Raw genomic sequence first — 21,404 nt, 5'->3', positions numbered from 1 at the left:
CGTGGCGTTTTCTCCGGCTTCATTGCGGGACAGGGGACCTTTACCGGCAATCCCGCGCCGCCCGACGCCACGGAAGCCGGGGCGATCCGCCGACTGTCATAAAACCATTACGTATTCGTCACAAAAGCTCAATCGCCGGTCCATAGCGGTACGGCAGCGGAGGGGCCGGGATGCGGCGCCTCCTAGGCACACCGACAGGAGACCTTCATGTCCTTCACGAAAATCGGCGCCTCGGCGCTGGCCATCGCTGCCGTCGCCACCGGCGCCGCCGCCCAGTCGCGCGACAACGTCCAGATCGCCGGTTCCTCGACCGTTCTGCCCTATGCCTCCATCGTGGCCGAGGCCTTCGGCGAGAACTTCGACTTCCCGACCCCGGTCGTGGAATCGGGCGGCTCCTCGGCCGGCCTCGCGCGCTTCTGTGAAGGCGTCGGCGAGAACCAGATCGACATCGCCAATGCCAGCCGTCCGATCCGCGAAGGCGAGATCGAGACCTGCGCCGCCAACGGCGTCGACGAGATCGTCGAAGTCCGCATCGGCTACGACGGCATCGTCTTCGCCAGCCAGATCGACGGCCCGGCCTTCGACGCCTTCGTCCCCGCCCAGTGGTACGCCGCCCTGGCCGCCGAAGTGCCGATGGACGGCGAGATGGTCGCCAACGATGCCGCCAACTGGAACGCCATCAACGAAGAGCTGGCCGCCTGGGGCATGACCGAGGCCGACCTTCCCGCGCTGCCCGACGCCGAGATCCTGGCCTTCATCCCGGGCACCCGTCACGGCACCCGCGAAGTCTTCGAAGAGAACGTCATCCTGCAGGGCTGCGAAGATTCCGGCGCCATGCAGGCCATGATGGACATGGGCATGGACGAGGATGCGACCGAAGAGGCCTGCATGTCGATCCGCACCGACGGCACCTCGGTCGACATCGACGGCGACTACACCGAGACCCTGGCCCGCATCGGCTCCAACCCGGACGGCATCGGCGTCTTCGGCCTGGCCTTCTACGAGAACAACACCGACACGCTGAAGGTCGCCACCATGTCCGGTGTCGAGCCCTCGACCGAGACCATCGCCTCGGGCGACTACCCGGTCTCGCGTCCGCTGTTCTTCTACGTCAAGGCCGCCCATGTCGGCGTCATCCCCGGCCTGCAGGAGTTCGCCTCCTTCTTCGTCTCCGACGAGCTGGCCGGCACCGGCGGCCCGCTCGCGAACTACGGCCTGGTGCCGGACCCTGAGCTGGCCGCGACCCAGGAAAAGGTGGCCAACATGACCACGATGGACCAAGAATAATCCAGGTTCATCAGGGGCGGCGCCCGGCGTCGCCCCACGATCCGGCCGGGCGATCCACGCCCGGCCGTCCCCACACCGAAGGCCCGCATTCATGTCGACTTTCTGGATCGTCCTCGTTGTTCTGGCCGTGGCGGCGCTGTGCTTCGTGCTCGCACGCCGCCGCGCCCTGAGCGCCGTGGACGGCGATCAGCGCCACCTGCATTCGCGCCCGAACTACTACGGATTTTCCGCGGCGCTCTGGGCCGCGGGGCCGGCGCTGATCGTGCTGGCCCTCTGGCTGGCGCTGCAGCCGCTGGTCGTCGACAGGTCGGTGCGGCCGCTGGTCCTGGAAGAAGACCGCAACGCCGCGCTGGTGATGAGCGACGTGACCCGCCTTGCCGGCGGCATCGACCGCGCCATCGCGATGGGCGGGCTGACGGCGCAGGAGGCGCGCGGCCTGACGGCTGACGGCCTGCGCGACCGCCTGTCCGACTTCGGCACGGCTCTGGCCTCCGAGGTGTCGCCCGGCGTGCTCGAGGCGGCGCAGCGCTATCGCACGATCGAGGGGCGCGGCGCGCTTCTGCGCAGCATCCTGACCATCGGCCTTGCGGTCGGCCTCGGGGCCTTCGCGCTCTGGCGCGTTGCGCCCGGTTTCCGCGCCCGCACCTCGGTCGAACGGGCGATCCTAGGCGCGCTGATCGCCGCGGCCTGCGTTGCCATCGGCACCACGATCGGCATCGTGCTGTCGCTGATCTTCAACACGATCAAGTTCTTCGGCCTCTATCCGGCTGCAGATTTCCTGTTCGGGACGACCTGGGCGCCCAGCTTCGGCGGCGGCTCCTCTCTGGGGATCCTGCCGCTGCTCTGGGGCACGCTCTACATCAGCCTGATCGCGCTGCTCGTGGCGGTGCCGATCGGCCTCTTGGCAGCGATCTACCTGTCGGAATACGCCCATCGCACCGTGCGGGCCTGGGCCAAGCCCATGCTCGAGGTTCTGGCCGGCATTCCGACCATCGTCTACGGCCTTTTCGCGCTGCTGACCGTCGGCCCGCTGCTGATGGATGTCTTCGGCCCCGGCGGCGCGCTCGGCGTGCGCTGGATGGGCGGCGGCACCTCGGTGATGACGGCGGGGCTGGTCATGGGCATCATGCTCATTCCCTTCGTCAGCTCGCTGTCGGACGACATCATCAACGCCGTGCCGCAAAGCATGCGCGACGGCAGCCTCGGCCTTGGCGCGACGCAGTCGGAGACGGTCAAGCAGGTGATCCTTCCGGCGGCGCTGCCGGGCATCGTCGGTGCGGTCCTTCTGGCCGCGAGCCGCGCCATCGGCGAGACGATGATCGTCGTGCTGGGGGCCGGCGCCGCTGCGCGCCTCGACCTCAACCCCTTCGAGGCGATGACCACCGTCACCGCCAAGATCGTCAGCCAGTTGACGGGTGACGCGGATTTCTCCAGCCCCGAGGCGCTCGTCGCCTTCGCTCTGGGAATGACGCTCTTCGTCATCACCCTGATCCTCAACGTCTTCGCACTCTGGATCGTGCGCCGCTACCGGGAGCAGTACGAATGACCGACATCCCCGAGGGCGGGGCCCATCCGCAGCAGGACGGGCCCCGCCGCGGCTCCCTTTTCGCGGAGAACCCGCGCATCAAGGCCCGCAACCGCGCCGAGAAGCGCTTCAGGGCCTATGGCATCGCGGCAATCTCGATCGCGATGGCCTTTCTCTGCGTGCTGCTCTTCTCGATCGTGAAGAACGGGCTTCCGGCCTTCACCCAGACCTACATCCAGGTCGATGTGACGCTGGACCAGGAGGTGCTGGATCCCGATGCGACGGGCGATCCCGCCGTGATCGCGCAGAAGACGACCTTCAGCTACGCGCCGCTAATCCAAGCGGCGCTGGTGGACCGGCTGGCGCAGTCCGGCATCGAGACCGAGGTTACCCCGGACCGGCTGGCGCGCATCCTGTCCTCTGGCGCGGCGGCGCAGCTGCGCAACCACGTGCTGGCCAACCCCGAGGTCGTGGGCGAGACGGTCGAGTTCGACCTGCTGGCCTCGTCCCGCGTCGATGGCTACATGAAGGGCCGCGTCACCCGCGAGGCGCTGGCCCGCGATCCCAACCTCGATGCCGCGCATCTCGAGATCATCGATGCGCTGAAGGCCGAGGGCTCGGTCGAGCGGCGCTTCAACCTCGATTTCATCACCGGAACGGATGCCTCCGATTCCCGCCCCGAGGAGGCCGGCCTCGGCGCCTCCGTTTTGGGCAGCTTCTACATGATGCTGGTGGTGCTTCTGCTCGCGCTACCGATCGGCGTCGCGGCCTCGATCTACCTCGAGGAATTTGCGCCCGAGAACCGCTTCACCGACCTGATCGAGGTGAACATCTCGAACCTCGCGGCGGTGCCTTCAATTGTCTTCGGTATCCTCGGCCTCGCGGCCTTCATCCAGTTCGCGCATCTGCCGGCCTCGGCGCCGCTGGTCGGCGGGCTGGTGCTGACACTGATGACGCTGCCGACAATCATCATCTCGACCCGCGCCTCGCTGCGCGCCGTGCCGCCCTCGATCCGCGATGCCGCGCTCGGCGTCGGCGCCTCGAAGATGCAGGCCACGATGCACCACGTGCTGCCGCTGGCGATGCCCGGCATCCTGACCGGCACCATCCTCGGGCTGGCACAGGCGCTTGGCGAGACGGCGCCGCTCTTGCTGATCGGCATGGTCGGCTTCATCGCCTCCGAATACCCGGACAGCTTCACGAGCGGCTTCACCGATCCCAACTCGGCCATGCCGGCGCAGATCTACGAATGGGCCAAGCGGGCCGATCCGGCCTATTACGAGCGGGCCTGGGGCGGCATCATCGTCCTGCTGGCCTTCCTTCTTTTGATGAACATCGTCGCGGTCCTGCTGCGGCGCCGGTTCGAACGGCGCTGGTAACGCAGGGTAGGGGGCTTCACTATGAACGACATGCGACTGGGCGACAGGGCGAAACAGATGGACGATACGAAGATCCGGGCGCGCGGGGTGAACGTCTTCTACGGCGACAACCACGCGATCAAGGACGTCGACGTCGATATCGCGGACCGGATGGTCACCGCCTTCATCGGCCCCTCGGGCTGCGGCAAATCGACCTTCCTGCGCTGCCTGAACCGGATGAACGACACCATCTCGGCCTGCAAAATCACCGGCGAGATCAAGATCGACGACCAGAACATCTACGACAGCCGCGTCGATCCCGTGCAGCTGCGCGCCAAGGTCGGCATGGTGTTCCAGAAGCCGAACCCATTCCCGAAGTCGATCTACGACAACGTGGCCTATGGCCCGCGCATCCACGGCCTCGCAAAGAACCGCAAGGAGATGGACGAGATCGTCGAGCGTGCCCTGCGCCGCGGGGCCATCTGGAACGAGGTCAAGGATCGCCTGCATGCGCCCGCCACGGGCCTGTCGGGCGGGCAGCAGCAGCGTATCTGCATCGCGCGCGCGGTTGCGACCGAACCCGAGGTACTGCTGATGGACGAGCCCTGCTCGGCGCTCGATCCCATCGCCACGGCCCAGGTCGAGGAGCTGATCGACGAGCTGCGGCAGAACTTCTCGGTGGTGATCGTCACGCACTCCATGCAGCAGGCCGCGCGAGTCAGCCAGCGGACCGCCTTCTTCCATCTGGGCGATCTCGTCGAATACGGCGAGACCGGAACCATCTTCACCAATCCCGAGGACAGCCGGACCGAGAGCTACATCTCGGGCCGCATCGGATAGGGGCCAGCCATGCAGGACCAGGACCAACACATCGCATCCGCCTACGACCGCGACCTCGAAGCGATCCAGGCGATGATCCTGAAGATGGGCGGCCTCGTCGAGGCGGCCATCCTCGACGGGGCGCGCAGCCTTGAATCGCGGGACGTCGAGCTGGCCGAGAAGGTGCGCCGCGGCGACCGCGCCATCGACGAGATCGAGGAGCGCGTGAACGAGGAGGCCGCCCGCGTCATCGCGATCCGGGCGCCGGTCTCGCGCGATCTGCGGGTCATCCTCTCGGTGCTCAAGCTGGCCGCCAGCCTCGAGCGGGTCGGGGACTACGCCAAGAACATCGCCAAGCGCACCACGGTGCTGGTCGAGATGCGGCCGATCACCGGCGCCGATGCCACGCTGCGCCGAATGGCGCGCGAGGTCGAGATCATGCTCAAGGATGCGCTGGATGCCTTCACCCAGCGCGACGTCGATCTGGCGATGGACGTGATCCACCGCGACCACGACATCGACCAGATGTACAACGCGCTGTTCCGCGAGTTCCTGACCTACATGATGGAGGATCCGCGCAGCATCACTGCCTGCATGCATCTTCACTTCGTGGCCAAGAACATCGAGCGGATGGGCGATCTGGTCACCAACATGGCCGAGCAGGTGGTCTATATCGCCACCGGCTCCATGCCCGACGACACCCGGCCCAAGGCCGACAAGACGGCCTACGCCACCGAGGCGGAGTAGACCATGCGCAGCGTGCAACCGCATGTCCTGATCATCGAGGACGAGCCCTCGCAGCGCGAGGTCCTCAGCTACAACCTGCAGTCCGAGGGGTTCCGCACCTCCGAGGCAGGCGATGGCGAAGAGGCGCTTGTCATGGTCTCGGAAGAGACGCCGGACGTCATCGTCCTCGACTGGATGCTACCCTCGGTTTCGGGGATCGAGATCTGCCGCCGGCTCAAGACGCGGGCCGAGACGCGGCAGGTGCCGATCATCATGCTTTCGGCCCGGTCCGAGGAGACGGATCTCGTGCGCGGGCTGGAGACCGGCGCCGACGATTACGTGACCAAGCCTTATTCCGTGTCAGAGCTGATGGCCCGCGTGCGGACGCAGCTACGCCGGTCGCGGCCGGCCTCGGTCGGGCAGATGCTGACCTTCGAGGACATCACGCTCGATGCCGAGACGCACCGCGTCCACCGCGCCGAGGACCTGCTGAAGCTGGGCCCGACGGAATTCCGGCTGCTGGCCACCTTCATGGAAAAGCCCGGCCGCGTCTGGAGCCGCGAGCAATTGCTCGACCGGGTCTGGGGGCGCGACATCTACGTCGACACGCGCACCGTCGACGTCCATGTCGGACGGCTACGCAAGATCCTGACCAAGAACGGCGGCGCCGATCCGGTGCGCACGGTGCGCGGATCGGGCTACGCGCTCGGCTGACCCTAGGGTCAGCCGCGACCGCGGTAGGGGGGCACACCCTGGTCGGGGATCCAGACATCCTGCGGGGTGGCACCGGTCTGGTAGAAGACATCGATCGGGATGCCGCCGCGCGGATACCAGTAGCCGCCGATGCGCAGCCAATGCGGATCCAGCAGCTCTCGCAGGCGCAGGCCGATGGCGACGGTGCAATCCTCGTGGAAGGCGCCGTGATTGCGGAAGCTGGTCAGGTACAGCTTCAGCGACTTGCTCTCGACCAGCCAGTCCTGCGGCACGTAGTCGATCACCAGGTGGGCGAAGTCCGGCTGGCCGGTCATCGGGCAGAGCGAGGTGAACTCCGGCGCGGTGAAGCGCACGGCATAGCGCGCCTCGGGCTGCGGGTTGGGCACGCGCTCCAGCACCGCGGTCTCGGGGCTGTCAAGGAGTATGCGTGGTTTGCCCAAGCTGCGTCAGGCCGGAATAAATGGTCTCGTCGCTCATGCTGCCCCGCGCGGTGTCGGGGGAATGGGGGCGGCATAAGGCATCATGGGCACCCGTTCCATAGTACGCGTTAGTCGTATAATCTGTATTATGTAATGTACGGATCCATCCTACCTTGGCGCGGCGACTAAAACCGGTCACAGTTGCATGATGACAGACATGCATTCGATCCTCGTCCTCAATGGGCCGAACCTCAATCTGCTCGGCACGCGCCAGCCCGAGATCTACGGCAGCGCGACCCTCGCCGATGTCGAGGCGCAGTGTCGCGCGCTTGCCGGGACGCTCGGGCTCGAGTTGGCCTTCCTGCAGTCGAACCACGAAGGCGCGCTGATCGACGCGATCCACGAGGCACGTGGACGGCATGCCGGGATCGTCCTGAATGCCGGCGCCTATACCCATACCTCGGTCGCGCTGCGCGACGCCATCGCCGGCGTGGCGCTGCCGGTGATCGAGGTGCACCTGTCGAATATCCACGCGCGCGAGGCGTTTCGCCACACCTCGCTCATCGCACCGGTCGCGCTCGGGCAGATCGCGGGCTTCGGCACGGATGTCTACCTGTTGGGCCTGCGCGCCCTCGCGTCGCATCTCGATCCGCCGTGACCGGCCTCGACGAAGCCGGGCTGACGCGGCACCTCCATGCGCTGACCCAGGCCCGCCGCACCGCCGAGGTCTGGGACCTGCATGCCGCCTGCATGAAGCGCTACGGCTTCGATCGACTGCTCTACGGCTTTACGCGCTACAGGATGGATGCCTCTCTCGGCAATCCCGACGACTGGGTCGTGCTGACCACCCATGAGCCGGGCTATGTCGATGGCTTTCTTCGCAACGAGCTCTACCGCCAGGCGCCAATGGTACATTGGGCAATGGCCAACGACGGCGCCTGCAGCTGGAGCCGCCTCGCGCAGTGGGAGCAAGACGGCAGCCTCTCGGCGGAGGAGCGGAAGGTGCTGGAATTCAACCGCCGCATGGGCGTCTCGGCCGGCTACACGATCAGCTTCGCGCCCTGGTCGCAGCGGTCCAAGGGCGCGATCGCCCTGACGGCCCGCCCCGAAATTACCCAAGCCGAGGTCGACGCGGTCTGGGAGCGACATGGCGAGACGCTCATGGTGCTGAACACCGTCGTGCATCTCAAGCTGCTGACCCTGCCCCATGGCTCGCGCCGCCTGACGGCGCGCCAGCGCGAAGTGCTGGAATGGGTCGGCGACGGCAAGACGACGCAGGACATCGCCGCGCTGATGGCGCTGACGCCGGCGACGATCGAAAAGCACCTGCGGCTGGCGCGCGAGGCGCTGGATGCGGAGACCACCGCGCAGGCGCTTCTCAAAGCGGCCTATTCGAATCAGATCTTCGTGCTTGAGGCCGAGGGGTGAAGCCCCCTGCCCTCGCATAGTCCGTAAAACCTGACTTAAAATCACGCTACCGCTAGGTTACCCTACCTGGGTTCCGTGCAGCGGTCTTTTCTGGCCTGGAACCCGGTCCCCGGATGCCTGCGATATCAGGCCCCTGCGGGATGGCCGTAAATCGGTCTGCCGGTAATTTCGGCCGGCGGGCCGGTTCCTGTAACCCGTGAGCATCGGCCTTCAGGCCCTTACTTTGAAACGGAAAACGCCGCCCCCTTTGACAGGGGCGGCGCAAAACGTCTGACGCGTTGGGGCGATCAGGCGCCGCGGGTCTTGGCGACCTCGGCGGCGAAGTCTTCCTGCTCGCGCTCGATGCCTTCGCCGACGGCGAGGCGGGCGAAGCCCTGGATCGTCACGCCGGCTTCGGCGGCCGCGGCCTCGACCGTCAGGTCGGGGTTCACGACGAAGGCCTGGCCCAGCAGCGTCGATTCGGCGGTGAATTTCTTCATCCGGCCTTCGATCATCTTCTCGATGACCTGCTCGGGCTTGCCGCTCTCGCGGGCGATGTCCATCTGGACCTGCCGCTCCTTGGCGAGGATCTCGGGGTCGAGATCCGCCTCGCTCAGCGAGGCCGGGTTCGAGGCGGCGATATGCATCGCGACCTGACGGGCGAAGGCGTCGTCGCCGCCGGAATAGCCGACGAGAACGCCGATCTTGCCCATGCCCTCGGTGACCTGGTTGTGCACGTAGACCGTGACCTTGTCGCCGGTGACGCTGGCCATGCGGCGCAGGCTCATGTTCTCGCCGATGCGGGCGATGGCCTCGGTCACGACCGTCTCGACGGGCTTGCCATCGACCTGCGCGGTCTTCAGCGCCTCGACGTTGTCGACGGTCAGGGCGGCATCGGCGATCTTGCCGACCATCGCCTGGAACTCAGCGTTCTTGCCGACGAAGTCGGTTTCCGAGTTCACCTCGACGGCGACGCCGCGGCCGGCCTCGCTCGCGACGGCGACAAGGCCCTCGGCGGCCGTGCGGCCGGATTTCTTGGCGGCCTTGGCCAGGCCCTTGGTGCGCAGCCAGTCGACGGCGGCGGTCATGTCGCCATCGGTCTCGGTCAGCGCCTTCTTGGCATCCATCATGCCGGCGCCGGTGCTCTCGCGGAGCTCCTTCACCATGCTCGCAGTGATAGCCATCACGGGTCTCCTTGATGAATCGGTCTGGACACGGGGGTCATCCCCCGTGTCCGTAACAGTTTTTCAGCCTTGGCCTTACTGGGCCGCGGTCTCGTCGGCGGCGGGCGCTTCGGCGGTCTCGGCGGCGGCGTCAGCGGCGGCCTGCTCGGCAAGACCCTCTTCCGCGTACTGCTGCTCCATCGCACCCATGTCGACGCCGGCGGCGCCGAGCTGCGCGCTCATGCCGTCGAGGGCGGCGCGGGCGGCCAGGTCGCAGTAGAGCGAGATGGCGCGCGCGGCGTCATCGTTGCCGGGGATGATGTAGTCGACGCCGGAAGGCGAGCAGTTGGTGTCGACGACGGCGACGACCGGGATGCCCAGCTTCTTGGCCTCGTTGATGGCCAGGTCTTCCTTGTTGACGTCGATCACGAACATCAGGTCCGGAACGCCGCCCATCTCGCGGATACCGCCGAGGCTGGCCTGCAGCTTGGCCTGCTCGCGCTCCATGCCGAGACGCTCTTTCTTGGTCAGGCCCTCGAAGCCGTTGGCCGCGGCCTCGTCGATCGCGCGCAGGCGGTTGATCGAGTGGCTGACGGTCTGCCAGTTGGTGAGTGTGCCGCCCAGCCAGCGGTGGTTCATGTAGAACTGGGCCGACTTCTCGGCGGCTTCGGCGATCGGGCCGGCGGCCTGACGCTTGGTGCCGACGAAGAGGACGCGGCCGCCACGGGCGACGGTGTCGCGGATGACCTGCAGAGCCTTGTCCAGCATCGGGACGGTCTGCGTCAGGTCGAGAATGTGGATGCCGTTGCGGGCGCCGTAGATGAACTCGCCCATGCGGGGATTCCAGCGCGCGGTCTGGTGACCGAAGTGAACGCCAGACTCAAGCAGCTGGCGCATGGTGAACTCGGGAAGAGCCATGCCTTTTCCTTTCCGGTTTGGCCTCGGCGAGGGATTTGAAGAGCGGGTGCTCTCAACCGGTGGACCGATCCGGGATGTCTGTCCGGATGGCCCGCCCTCGCCTGCGAATGTCCGCTGCCCTTACTGCAGCGCGGCCCGGGGTGCAAGGGCGTGCTGCCGCCGGGGCGCCACGCGGCCATATTGACCGGCCCGCCGCCCTGCGGCAGAGGGGCCGGCATGACCCGTAAGCCCGACATCCTGTGCATCGGCGCCGTCCTGTGGGACGTGATCGGCCGCAGCCCCGCCGTCATGCGCCTTGGCTCCGATGTGCCGGGGCGGATCGCCCGCCTGCCCGGCGGCGTCGCGATGAACATCGCGATGACCCTCGCGCGCTTTGGCATGACACCCGCGCTGCTGGGGGTCGTCGGCCGCGACAGCGAGGGCGACGCCCTGATCGAAGAGGCCGGGCAGCTTGGCCTGATCTCGGACACGCTCTACCGCTCCACCGATCTGCCGACCGACGTCTACATGGCGATCGAGGGGGCGAACGGGCTGATCGCCGCCATTGCAGACGCCCATTCGCTGGAACGGGCCGGCGCCAAGATTCTCGCGCCGCTATCGGACGGGCGTCTGGGGAGCGAGGCGCAGCCCTGGCACGGCCCCGTCGCGCTGGATGGCAACCTGACGGTCGAGCTGCTGCACGAGATCGCCGCCTCGCCGCTTTTCGCGCGCGCCGACCTGCGCGTCGCCCCGGCCAGCCCCGGCAAGGCCGAGCGGCTTCTGGCCCTGCTCGAGCATCCGGCCGCCACGCTTTACGTCAACCTCGAAGAGGCCGGCATCCTCTGCCAATCGGAATTCGACACCTCCGAAGCCGGGGCCCAGGGCCTCCTGGCGCGCGGCGCGCGGCGTGTGCTCGTCACCGACGGCGCCCGCGCGGTGACGCTGGCCGGCCCAGAGGGCACCTATACGCAGCACCCGCCCGAGGTCATGGCCGCGCGCGTGACCGGGGCGGGCGATACCTTCATGGCGGCCCACGTCGCCTCAGAGGCCGCGGGCATGACGCCCGAGGCCGCCCTTACCCGCGCGGTGAAAGCCGCCGCGCGCTACGTCTCGGGAGACATGCCGCAATGACCGATCTGACCGCCCTGCCCTTCGATATCTCGCCCGAGGTCGCCAAGGCCCGCGCCGAGGGGCGCGCCATCGTGGCGCTGGAAAGCACCATCATCACCCATGGCATGCCCTTCCCGCAGAACGTCGAGACGGCCCGCCGGGTCGAGGAGACGGTGCGCGAGGCCGGCGCGGTGCCCGCGACCATCGCCATCGTGAAAGGGCGCATCCAGATCGGCCTCTCCCCCGAGACGCTGGATGCGCTGGGGCAGATGAAGGATGTCGCCAAGCTCAGCCGCGCCGACCTTGCCGCCTGCCTCGTGCGCGGCGGCAACGGCGCGACGACCGTGGCGGCGACGATGATCTGCGCCCATGCGGCCGGCATCAAGGTCTTCGCCACCGGCGGCATCGGCGGCGTGCACCAGGGCGCCGAGACCAGCTGGGACGTCTCGGCCGACCTGCAGGAGCTGGCGCAGACGCCGGTGACCGTCGTCGCCGCCGGCGCCAAGGCGATCCTCGACCTGAAGAAGACCTACGAGGTGCTCGAAACTCTGGGCGTTCCGGTCATCGTGCGCGGGCAGGACAGCATCCCGACCTTCTGGTCGCGCGCGTCGAACCTGCCGGCCCCGCTGCGGATCGACGATCCGGCGCAGATCGCCGCCGCCCATGAGATGCGCACCGCGCTTGGCCTGCCGGGCGGGCAGCTGGTGACCAACCCGATCCCCGAGGCGGACGAGATCCCGGCCGATGTGCTGGCCCCCGTCATCGCGCAGGCGCTGGAGGAGGCCGAGGCCCAGGGCATCGCCGCCAAGGACGTGACCCCCTTCCTGCTGCAGCGCATCTACGAGCTGACCGAGGGCCGGTCGCTGACCGCCAATATCGCGCTGGTGCTCAACAATGCGCGCCTGGCCGCGGATATCGCCCGCGCCCTCGCCGCCTGATCGCGGGTCCCGGGCGGCGGCAGGGCACGTCCTTGCCGCCGCGGCGGGGCTGCGGCTAGCCTGACTCCCGCCCCTTTTTCCGGATCGACGCCCCCCGTGACCCCCACGCCCCCGAGCCCGCGCCGCAGACGCCGCAAACCCGAGCCGCCGCTGCGCCGCCGCGGGCCGCTGACATGGCTGCGCAACAACTTCATCGCCGGGGTAGTGGTCATCGCGCCCATCGGCCTGACCGTCTGGCTGATCTGGACGGTGATCGGCTGGATCGACGGCTGGGTGCTGCCCTTCGTGCCGGACCGCTTCAATCCCGAGGATTACATCGGGATCAACCTGCGCGGCGTCGGCGTCATCTTCTTCCTGGTCTTCACGGTGCTTGCCGGCTGGGTGGCCAAGGGCCTCGTAGGGCGCTCGCTTTTGCGGCTGGGCGAAGGGCTGATCGCGCGGATGCCGGTGGTCCGCTCCGTCTACTCCGGCCTCAAGCAGATCGCCGAAACCGTCTTCGCCCAGACCGAGAGCAGCTTCGACCGGGCCTGCCTGATCGAGTATCCGCGCCGCGGCGCCTGGGCGCTTGGCTTCGTCTCGACCGATGCCAAGGGCGAGATCGCCCGCAGGCTCGGCCCCGGCGAGGTGGTGGCGGTCTTCCTGCCGACCACGCCCAACCCGACCTCGGGCTTCCTGCTGTACCTGCCGATCGAGGATGTGCGCGAGCTCGACATGTCGGTCGAGGATGCGGCCAAGCTGGTGATCTCGGCCGGGTTGGTCACGCCGCCCGACCATGGTGCGGAGGCGTAGACTCGGGACGGCCCCCTTTTCCGTGAGTCCCGGGGGCGATTCTGGCAGCGATTCCCGCGCCTCTTGCCCCCCGCTGGCCGGCCGGGCGGGCGGCCCCGGCGCTTAACAGCCGATCCGGCGCCGATCCTCGCGAAGCGATTGTATGGCCTGCAATATAAGGCAATTACGGCGGTTCTGACGCATTTTCGCCATTCTTTTGCCGCCCACCTTAAGGGCTCTGCCAGGCCAAAAAAAACGCCCGCACGAGGCGGGCGAAGTTATGAGGCAGGTTTCATACAGGCAAGAAACCTATCGAGCAGTGCCTTCCTTATAAGCTTTGCGCGAAGGGGTTCCAAGCGGAAACTTTGTTATTGCCCATCAAGCGCTAAAGGCCTTTCCTCGGACGGCACGAGCCATGTCCAAGGCAGGAGCAGCCATGACCCCCCGCGCAAGCACCCATTCCCTTCGCATCGGCCTGACCGGCCTCGCCGCCGCGCTCGCGCTTGCCGGGCCCGCCGGGGCGGAGCCGTCGCACGGCCTGGCGATGTACGGAGAGCCCGCCCTTCCGGCCGGTTTCGACCACCTGCCCTATGCCAATCCCGACGCGCCCTTCGGCGGCGCGATGGTGACGGCCGAGGTCGGGACCTTCGACAGCCTCAACCCCTTCATCCTCAAGGGCACGGTCCCCTGGCAGCTGCGGTTCCTCGTGGGCGAGAGCCTGATGGGCCGCACCCTGGACGAGCCCTTCACCCTTTACTGCCTGCTGTGCGAGACGGTCGAGACGGCCGAGGACCGGTCCTGGGTCGAATATACCCTGCGCCCCGAGGCGGCGTTCTCGGACGGCAGCCCTGTCACCGCCGAGGACGTGATCTGGTCCTTCGAGACGCTGGGGACGCAAGGCCACCCGCGCTACGCCGGTTTCTGGCAGGCGGTCGAGAGCATCGAGCAGACGGATGAGCGGACCGTGCGCTTGACCTTCAACCAGGACAACCGCGAGCTGGCGCTGCTGTCGGGGCTGCGGCCGATCCTGAAGAAGGCGCAGTGGGAGGAGACCGACTTCACCGAAAGCGGCCTCGACACCGTGCCGATCACCTCGGCCCCCTATGTCATCGAGGACGTGCAGCCCGGCCGCTCGATCACCTTCGCACGCAATCCCGACTACTGGGGACAGGAGGTGCCCTTCCGCGTCGGCACCAACGTCCTCGACGAGCTGCGGCTGGAGTTCTTCGGCGACGAGACCACGGCCTTCGAGGCCTTCACCTCCGGCCAGATCACTTTCACCCGCGAGTTCAACGTCGGCCGCTGGGAAAGCCGCTACGACTTCCCCGCCGTGCAATCCGGCGATGTCGTGCTCGAGGTGCTGGGCCACGAGCGGCCCTCGGGGATGACCGGCTTCGTGATGAACACCCGGCAGCCGCCCTTCGACGACTGGCGCGTGCGGCAGGCGATGATCGAGGCCTTCAACTTCGAATTCATCAACGACGCGCTCACCGGGGGCGAGCAGCCGCGCATCACCTCCTACTTCTCGAACAGCCCGCTGGCGATGGATCACGGCCCCGCCGAGGGCCGCGTGCGCGAGTTCCTGATGCGCTTCGAGGATGACCTGCCCGAGGGCGCGCTCGAGGGGTATTCCCTGCCCGTCTCCGACGGGTCGGAGCGCAACCGCGCCGGCACCCGCCGCGCGCTCGATCTGCTGAACGAGGCCGGCTGGAGCGTCGCCGAGGACGGCGTGATGCGCAACGAGGCCGGCGATCCCTTCACCTTCGAGATCGTGCTGGAAAGCGGCAGCAGCGAGAACGCCTCGATCATCGACATGTACGGCCAAAGCCTCGAGCGGCTGGGCATCCGCCCCAGCGTCACCACCGTCGACGCCGCCCAGTTCAAGGAGCGGACCGACGTCTACGACTTCGACATGACCTACTTCCAGCGGGGTCTGTCGCTTTCGCCGGGAACCGAGCAGTACCTCTACTGGGGCACGGACTACGCCGAGGAGCCGGGCGGCCGGAACCTGATGGGCGCCACCAGCCCCGCCATCGACGGGCTGATCGACATCCTGCTGACCTCGGAAAGCCGCGAGGATTTCCTCGCCGCCACCAAGGCGCTGGACCGGGTCCTGACCGCCGAACGCTACGCGATCCCGATCTACCAGTGGAACATCAGCCGCATCGCCTACGACCGTCACCTGCATCACCCCGAGGAGATGCCGATCTTCGGCGACTGGAACGGCTGGCAGCCCGACGTCTGGTGGTGGGAAGAAGACTGATCTTCCCCCGCTGACCGCGGGTCAGGGCCAAACAGGCGGGTGGGGTCGGAACCGGCCCTGCCCGCTTTTGGTTTGCAGCCCGATCCCTGCGGCCCCCGAGGCCGATCCGAAGTCAAGGAGAAGCCCGATGAAATGGAAGCACGTCGCCGAGCATTGGACGGCCTTCGTTCCCAATATCCTCGAGGAATGGCCGCAACTCGATGAGGACGAGGTGCAGGCAACCGAGGGCGATCTGTCCAGCTTTCTCGACCATTTCGTCGATGCCACCGGCATGACGCGCGAGGATGCCCGCGACGAGCTGTCGGAATGGCTGCAAGGTACTGATCCCGCCGATGCCGTCATGGACGAGAGCCGCGACAACGAGCGCATCATCGCCTCGTCCCGCGATATCCATCCCGGTGAGGATCCCTTCGACGATGACGGCGAGTTCGGCGATGACGACAAGGACGAAAACCCGGTGGGCCGGACCGACGACGACTGAGGCGCGACCCTTGCGCCCCGCCCGCCCGGAGCGTAGCGGTGGGCCCATGCGACAGTACCCCGATTGCGGCGAGGGCCGCACCCGACCCGGCCCTCGTGAGGGGTATCATGGCAAAGCTTGATATCCTCTCCGACCCGATCTGCCCCTGGTGCTGGATCGGTAAGGCACAGCTTGACCGCGCGCTCTCCGCGCGCCCGCTGCACCCCTTCGTTCTGGAATGGCACCCCTTCCAGCTGTTCCCCGACATGCCCGCCGGCGGCATGGACCGCGAGGCCTTCCTCGCGAAGCGCTTCGGCGATGCACAGGCCGCCCGCGCCGCCGAAGATCAGGTCGTGCGCGCCGCCGAGGAGGCTGGCCTGAGCTACGAGCCAACCCGGGTAAAGCGTCTGCCCAACACGCTCGACGCCCACCGCCTGATCCATTGGGCGGGGATCGAGATGCGGCAGACGCTCGTCGTCTCGGCCCTGTTCCGCGCGCATTTCACCGAAGGTCTCGACATCGGCGATGCCGAGGTGCTGGTCCGGATCGGCACCGATGCCGGCCTCGAGCCGGAGCTGCTGCGCCGCCTGCTCTCGACCGAAGAGGACCGCGAGGCGATCCTTACCCGCGAGGCGCATAGCCGGAAGATGGGCGTGCAGGCCGTCCCGACCTTCATCGTGGCCGAGCGGCATGCCGTGCCCGGCGCGCAGCCCGCGGCGCTGTGGGAGCAGGTCATCGACGAGCTGGCCGGCCAGGCCGAGGCGCCCGGAACGGAGCCGCAGCAATGACCGCGCGCGCCGGGCAGCCCCGCCCCGCGCTGAGCCAGACGGAATTCATCCTGCTGCTGGCGATGCTGACCGCCGTGGTCGCCTTCTCCATCGACTCGATGCTTCCCGCGATGCCCGAGATCGCCGAGGAGCTGACCCCCGCCGATCCCAACCGGGCGCAGCTGATCCTGACCAGCTTCATCCTTGGCATGGGGATCGGCACCTTCTTCGTCGGGCCCATCGCCGATGCCGTGGGGCGAAAGCCGACGATCTGCGGCGGCGTGGTGATCTACTGCGCCGGCGCGCTGCTGGCCTGGCACGCCCCGACGCTCGAGCTGGTTCTGGCCGCCCGCATGCTGCAGGGGCTGGGCGCCGCCGCGCCGCGCGTCGTCGCCCTGGCGCTGGTGCGCGATGTTCACGGCGGCCGCGACATGGCGCGCATCATGTCCTTCGTGATGATGATCTTCGCCGTGGTTCCGGCCATGGCGCCGCTGATCGGCACCGGCATCATCGCCGCCTTCGGCTGGCGCGCGACCTTCCTGGCCTATTGCCTCTTCGCCTGCACCGCCTGCGCCTGGCTGATGCTGCGCCAGCCCGAGACGCTGCCGCCCGAGCGGCGGACCCGGATCAGCCTGCGCGGCCTGCTCTCGGCGCTGCGCGAGGTGACCTCCAACACCAATACCATGCTGGCCATCGCTGTGCAGACGCTCTGCATGGCGATGCTCTTCGCGCTGCTGTCCTCGATCCAGCCGATGTTCGACGTGACCTTCGACCTCGCCTGGGCCTTTCCCTATTTCTTCGCCGGCATGGCCCTGCTCGGCTCCTCCGGATCGGCGCTGAACGCGCGGCTGGTCGGGAAGACGGGGATGCGCCCGCTGGTCAAGGCAGTCCTCACGATCCAGGTGGGCATGTCGGCGTTGATGATCCTTGTCTCGCTCCTCGCGCCCTCGGGCGGCACGGTGGCCTTCGTGATGTTCCTGCTCTGGATCCAGTTCATCATGTTCCAGAACGGCATGACGCTGGGCAACCTCAACGCACTCGCGCTTGAGCCGATGGGCCATATCGCGGGCTTCGCCGCCTCCTTCGCGCAGGCCATCGGCTCCATGGGCGCGGCGCTGATCGCGATCCCGATCGGCCTGTCGTTCAGCGGATCGCCGGTGCCGATCGCCGCGGGGGCGCTGATCTGCGCGCTGCTGGGCGTGGTGCTGACAGGCCGGATCAAGCGCGAGCAGGACGCCGACTAGGCGTCCCGCACCCTATTCCGCCGCGGCGGACTCGCGCGCGGCCTTGCGGGCCTTCTTCACAGCCTGAACTTTCTCGGCCAACTCCTTGGCGATGGAGAAGGATCCCTTGATGCGGTCGGCCTCCTTCGGCCAGTCCCGCATCACGACGATCTTGTTGTCCTTGACCTTGGCCGCGCCCTTCTGCGCCTGGATGAACTCCACCAGCCCCTCGGGCGAGGCGAACTTGTCGTTGTGGAACTGCAGCGTGGCGCCCTTGGGGCCGCCGTCCAGCTTGGCGATGCCGGCCTTCAGGCACATGGCCTTGATCCGCACAACCAGCATCAGGCTGTTCACCTCGCGCGGGATCGGGCCGAAGCGGTCGATCAGCTCGGCAGCGAAGCCCTCCATCTCGACCTTGCTCGACAGCTCGGACAGGCGCCGGTAGAGGCCCAGCCGCACGTCGAGGTCCGACACGTAATCCTCGGGGATCAGGACCGGAACGCCAAGGTTGATCTGCGGCGCCCATTGCCCTTCGTCCTGCGACAGCCCCTCGCCCTCGCCCGAGCGCAGCTTCTGGATCTGCTCTTCCAGCATCTGCTGATAGAGCTCATAGCCGACCTCGCGCACCTGGCCCGACTGCTCTTCGCCCAGCAGGTTGCCGGCGCCGCGGATATCGAGGTCCTGGCTCGCGAGCGTGAAGCCGGCGCCAAGGCTGTCGAGGCTGCTGAGAACGCGCAGCCGCTTCTCGGCGCCGCCGGTCAGCTTCATCCGCGGCTTCGTCGTCATGTAGGCATAGGCGCGGGTCTTCGACCGGCCGACGCGGCCCCGGATCTGGTAGAGCTGCGACAGGCCGAACATATCGGCGCGATGGACGATCATCGTGTTCGCCGTCGGGATATCGAGGCCGGATTCGACAATGGTCGTGGCCAGAAGCACGTCGTACTTGCCGTCGTAGAAGGCGTTCATCCGCTCGTCGAGGTCGCCCGCCGCCATCTGCCCATGCGCCACAACATAGGTTGCCTCGGGCACCTCGCGCTTGAGCCACTCCTCCATCTCGGCCAGATCGCTGATCCTCGGTACGACGATGAAGCTCTGCCCGCCGCGATAGCGCTCGCGCAGGAGGGCCTCGCGGATGGTGACGGTGTCGAATTCCGAGACATAGGTCCGGATCGCAAGGCGGTCGACCGGCGGCGTGCCGATGATCGAGAGGTCCCGCACCCCCGATAGCGAAAGCTGCAGCGTCCGCGGGATCGGCGTCGCGGTCAGCGTGAGGACGTGCACATCGGTGCGCAGCGCCTTCAGCCGCTCCTTGTGCGAGACGCCGAAGTGCTGCTCCTCGTCGATGATCAAGAGGCCAAGGTCCTTGAACCGGACCCCCTTGGCCAGAAGCGCATGGGTGCCGACGACGATATCGACGGTCCCATCGGCAAGGCCCGCCCGCGTCGCCGCTGCATCCTTGGCGCTAACGAAGCGCGACAAGGGCCTGACGTTCAACGGGAAGCCGCGGAAGCGTTCGGCGAAGGCCTTGTAGTGCTGGCGCGCCAGCAGCGTCGTCGGGGCGATCACCGCGACCTGAACGCCCTGCATCGCCGCGACGAAGGCGGCGCGGATCGCCACCTCGGTCTTGCCGAAGCCGACGTCGCCGCAGATCAGCCGGTCCATCGGATTGCCCGAGGCCATGTCGCCCAGCACATCCTCGATCGCCTGCAGCTGATCCTCGGTCTCGTCGTAGGGGAAACGCGCGAGGAACTGCTCCCAGATGCCCTGCTGCGGCTCGAGCTCGGGCGCCTTGCGCAAGGCGCGCTCGGCGGCGATGCGGATCAGGCGATCCGCCATCTCGCGGATGCGCTCCTTCAGTTTCGCCTTCTTGGCCTGCCAGGCGCCGCCGCCCAGCTTGTCCAGCAGCCCCTCTTCATGGCCGAAGCGGCTGAGCAGCTCGATGTTCTCGACCGGCAGGTAAAGCTTTGAGCTTTCAGCATATTCCAGAAGAAGGCACTCATGCGCGGCGCCGGCGGCCGTCACCACCTCGAGCCCGAGGTAGCGGCCGACGCCGTGATCGACATGCACCACCAGATCGCCGGGCTTCAGGCTCTGCGCCTCGGTCAGGAAGTTGTCGGCCCGGCGCTTCTTCGGACGGTTGCGCACGAGGCGGTCGCCCAGCACATCCTGCTCCGAAATCACCGTCAGCCCCGGCGCGGTGAAGCCATGCTCCAGCGGCCAGACGGCCAGATGCAGCCCGTGTTTGCCGACGCGAGAGAAGTCGGGGACCGGGATCGTCTCGACCAGCCCCTCGTCCTCGATCAGCCCCGACAGCCGCTCTCGCGCACCGTCGGAGTAGCTGGCGATGACCACCGGGCCATCCTGCAGCTTCGCGCGAACATGATCGGCGAGCGCCGCGAAAAGACTGACCTTTTCCTGCTGCCGTTCGGGCGCGAAGTCGCGGCCGATCCGGCCCCCGGCATCGATGACTCCGGGCCCGGTGGCCTGCGCCAGCGGCGCGAACCGCAGCACGCGTCGCCCGCCGATGGCTTCGTCCCAGGCAGCGTCGTCGAGGTAGAGCAGCTTCGGCGGCGCCGGCTTGTAGACCGAATCCATCCGGCCCTTGACGCTCATCGCGTGGCGGCGAGTTTCGTAGGCATCCTCGATGGCTGTCCAGCGCGCCTCACGCATTGCGTGAACCTGATCGTCCAGCGTGACGGGGGCACCCGGCAGGTAGTCGAAGATCGTCTCCAGCCGCTCGTGGAAGAGACCCAGCCAATGCTCCATGCCCGCCTGCTTGCGCCCGGCGCTGACCGCCTCGTAGAGCGGATCGTCGGTGCCGGCGGCGCCGAATTCGATGCGGTAATTCTGCCGGAACCGGGTGATCGCCGGCTCGTCGAGGATCACCTCGCTCACCGGCGCCAGCTCGACCCGGTCGAGCTTTTCCGTCGTGCGCTGGGTTCCGGGATCGAAGCGGCGGGCCCCGTCCAGATCGTCGCCGAAGAAGTCGAGGCGGACCGGCCCCTCCTGTCCCGGCGGGAAGATGTCGATGATGCCGCCCCGGATCGCGTAATCGCCCGGCTCGGTCACCGTCGGCGCCTGGGTAAAGCCCATCCGCACGAGGAAGGCGCGCAGCGCCTCCTGATCGACGCGGGAGCCGGTGCTGGCGGCGAAGGCGGCACCCCTCACCGTCTCGCGCGCGGGCAGCTTCTGCGTCGCCGCGTTCAGCGTCGTCAGCAGCACGAAGCGCTCCGGCATGCCATGCACGAGGCCAGCGAGCACCGCCATGCGGGCCGCCGAGATCTCGGCATTGGGCGAGATGCGGTCATAGGGCAGGCAATCCCAGGCCGGGAAATGCACCACCGGCATCGACGGCGCGAAGAAGGCCAGCGCGGCGCGCATCTCGGCCAGCCGCTTGTCGTCGCGCGCGACGTGGATCACGGGGCCAGTCGCGCGCGCGATCTCGGCCAGGACGAGCTGCGCGTCATGCCCTTCGGGCGCGCCGGCGACCGTCAGTCTATTGGGGGAAGCTGCCATTCCTGCTCACCTACGATCAGCGGGGCCGGTGTCAAGTTCGGGCT

The 21,404-nt window shown here is 67.7% G+C and carries 18 protein-coding genes and 1 pseudogene; 15 read left to right on the top strand and 4 right to left on the bottom strand.

What is annotated here, in order from left to right; genetic code table 11:
- Positions 1–207 precede the first annotated feature (207 nt).
- The 6 genes from DFP88_RS03890 (at position 208) to phoB (ending at position 6,429) form a co-directional block, all read left to right on the top strand.
- A complete protein-coding gene (locus tag DFP88_RS03890; RefSeq protein ID WP_110813102.1) occupies positions 208–1,287 on the top strand; it encodes a PstS family phosphate ABC transporter substrate-binding protein in 1,080 nt (359 codons plus the stop codon).
- A gap of 91 nt (positions 1,288–1,378) precedes the next feature.
- A complete protein-coding gene (gene pstC, locus DFP88_RS03885; RefSeq protein WP_110813101.1) occupies positions 1,379–2,833 on the top strand; it encodes a phosphate ABC transporter permease subunit PstC in 1,455 nt (484 codons plus the stop codon).
- Complete coding sequence (gene pstA, locus DFP88_RS03880) at positions 2,830–4,191, top strand: phosphate ABC transporter permease PstA (protein ID WP_110813100.1); 1,362 nt, start codon at positions 2,830–2,832, stop codon at positions 4,189–4,191. The genes pstC and pstA overlap by 4 nt, the downstream gene beginning before the upstream one ends.
- 21 nt (positions 4,192–4,212) lie before the next feature.
- Positions 4,213–5,010 (top strand): phosphate ABC transporter ATP-binding protein PstB, encoded by a 798-nt coding sequence (pstB, locus tag DFP88_RS03875; protein WP_110813099.1) that lies wholly within the window; start codon positions 4,213–4,215, stop codon positions 5,008–5,010.
- 9 nt (positions 5,011–5,019) lie between these two features.
- On the top strand, positions 5,020–5,736 hold the full coding sequence (gene phoU / locus DFP88_RS03870; protein WP_110813098.1) for a phosphate signaling complex protein PhoU: 717 nt from the start codon (positions 5,020–5,022) through the stop codon (positions 5,734–5,736).
- A 3-nt stretch (positions 5,737–5,739) separates the two neighbouring features.
- Positions 5,740–6,429, top strand: coding sequence for a phosphate regulon transcriptional regulator PhoB (gene phoB, locus DFP88_RS03865; protein WP_110813097.1), 690 nt, complete (start codon positions 5,740–5,742; stop codon positions 6,427–6,429).
- A gap of 8 nt (positions 6,430–6,437) precedes the next feature.
- On the opposite strand, the pseudogene queF reads toward phoB, so the two are convergent.
- Positions 6,438–6,906 (bottom strand): annotated as a pseudogene (gene queF, locus DFP88_RS03860) (preQ(1) synthase).
- Positions 6,907–7,065: 159 nt separating this feature from the next.
- Here queF and aroQ point away from each other — a divergent pair.
- Positions 7,066–7,506, top strand: a complete 441-nt coding sequence (gene aroQ, locus DFP88_RS03855) for a type II 3-dehydroquinate dehydratase (protein ID WP_110813096.1) — start codon at positions 7,066–7,068, stop codon at positions 7,504–7,506.
- Complete coding sequence (locus DFP88_RS03850) at positions 7,503–8,276, top strand: LuxR family transcriptional regulator (protein WP_245904665.1); 774 nt, start codon at positions 7,503–7,505, stop codon at positions 8,274–8,276. Before aroQ ends, DFP88_RS03850 begins: the two co-directional genes overlap by 4 nt.
- A 287-nt stretch (positions 8,277–8,563) precedes the next feature.
- Here DFP88_RS03850 and tsf read toward each other — a convergent pair whose 3' ends face one another.
- Positions 8,564–9,439, bottom strand: coding sequence for a translation elongation factor Ts (tsf, locus tag DFP88_RS03845; RefSeq protein ID WP_110813095.1), 876 nt, complete (start codon positions 9,437–9,439; stop codon positions 8,564–8,566).
- A 75-nt stretch (positions 9,440–9,514) separates the two neighbouring features.
- Positions 9,515–10,336 (bottom strand): 30S ribosomal protein S2, encoded by an 822-nt coding sequence (rpsB, locus tag DFP88_RS03840; protein WP_110813094.1) that lies wholly within the window; start codon positions 10,334–10,336, stop codon positions 9,515–9,517.
- Between the two features lie 216 nt (positions 10,337–10,552).
- Between rpsB and DFP88_RS03835 the strand changes: the two genes are divergently transcribed.
- The 7 genes from DFP88_RS03835 (at position 10,553) to DFP88_RS03805 (ending at position 17,865) form a co-directional block, all read left to right on the top strand.
- Positions 10,553–11,446, top strand: coding sequence for a PfkB family carbohydrate kinase (locus DFP88_RS03835; RefSeq protein ID WP_110813093.1), 894 nt, complete (start codon positions 10,553–10,555; stop codon positions 11,444–11,446).
- Complete coding sequence (locus DFP88_RS03830) at positions 11,443–12,363, top strand: pseudouridine-5'-phosphate glycosidase (protein WP_110813092.1); 921 nt, start codon at positions 11,443–11,445, stop codon at positions 12,361–12,363. The genes DFP88_RS03835 and DFP88_RS03830 overlap by 4 nt, the downstream gene beginning before the upstream one ends.
- Before the next feature lie 96 nt (positions 12,364–12,459).
- Positions 12,460–13,152: a DUF502 domain-containing protein gene (locus DFP88_RS03825; protein WP_425450802.1), complete on the top strand. Its 693-nt coding sequence runs from the start codon at positions 12,460–12,462 to the stop codon at positions 13,150–13,152.
- 415 nt (positions 13,153–13,567) lie between these two features.
- A complete protein-coding gene (locus tag DFP88_RS03820; RefSeq protein ID WP_245904663.1) occupies positions 13,568–15,394 on the top strand; it encodes an extracellular solute-binding protein in 1,827 nt (608 codons plus the stop codon).
- A gap of 127 nt (positions 15,395–15,521) precedes the next feature.
- A complete protein-coding gene (locus DFP88_RS03815; protein WP_110813091.1) occupies positions 15,522–15,875 on the top strand; it encodes a hypothetical protein in 354 nt (117 codons plus the stop codon).
- A gap of 107 nt (positions 15,876–15,982) precedes the next feature.
- Positions 15,983–16,642 (top strand): DsbA family oxidoreductase, encoded by a 660-nt coding sequence (locus DFP88_RS03810; protein ID WP_110813090.1) that lies wholly within the window; start codon positions 15,983–15,985, stop codon positions 16,640–16,642.
- On the top strand, positions 16,639–17,865 hold the full coding sequence (locus DFP88_RS03805) for a multidrug effflux MFS transporter (RefSeq protein WP_110813089.1): 1,227 nt from the start codon (positions 16,639–16,641) through the stop codon (positions 17,863–17,865). The genes DFP88_RS03810 and DFP88_RS03805 overlap by 4 nt, the downstream gene beginning before the upstream one ends.
- A gap of 12 nt (positions 17,866–17,877) precedes the next feature.
- On the opposite strand, the gene mfd is transcribed toward DFP88_RS03805, so the two are convergent.
- Positions 17,878–21,360 carry a transcription-repair coupling factor gene (gene mfd / locus DFP88_RS03800; RefSeq protein WP_110813088.1) on the bottom strand — a complete coding sequence of 1,161 codons (3,483 nt, stop codon included), beginning with the start codon at positions 21,358–21,360 and terminating at the stop codon, positions 17,878–17,880.
- Between the last annotated feature and the right edge of the window lie 44 nt (positions 21,361–21,404).

Source organism: Pseudoroseicyclus aestuarii, assembly GCF_003217255.1.
GTDB classification, from domain to species: Bacteria; Pseudomonadota; Alphaproteobacteria; order Rhodobacterales; family Rhodobacteraceae; genus Pseudoroseicyclus; species Pseudoroseicyclus aestuarii.
The sequence above is the reverse complement of the archived record's forward strand: the minus strand, read 5'-3'. Positions and strand labels throughout refer to the sequence as shown.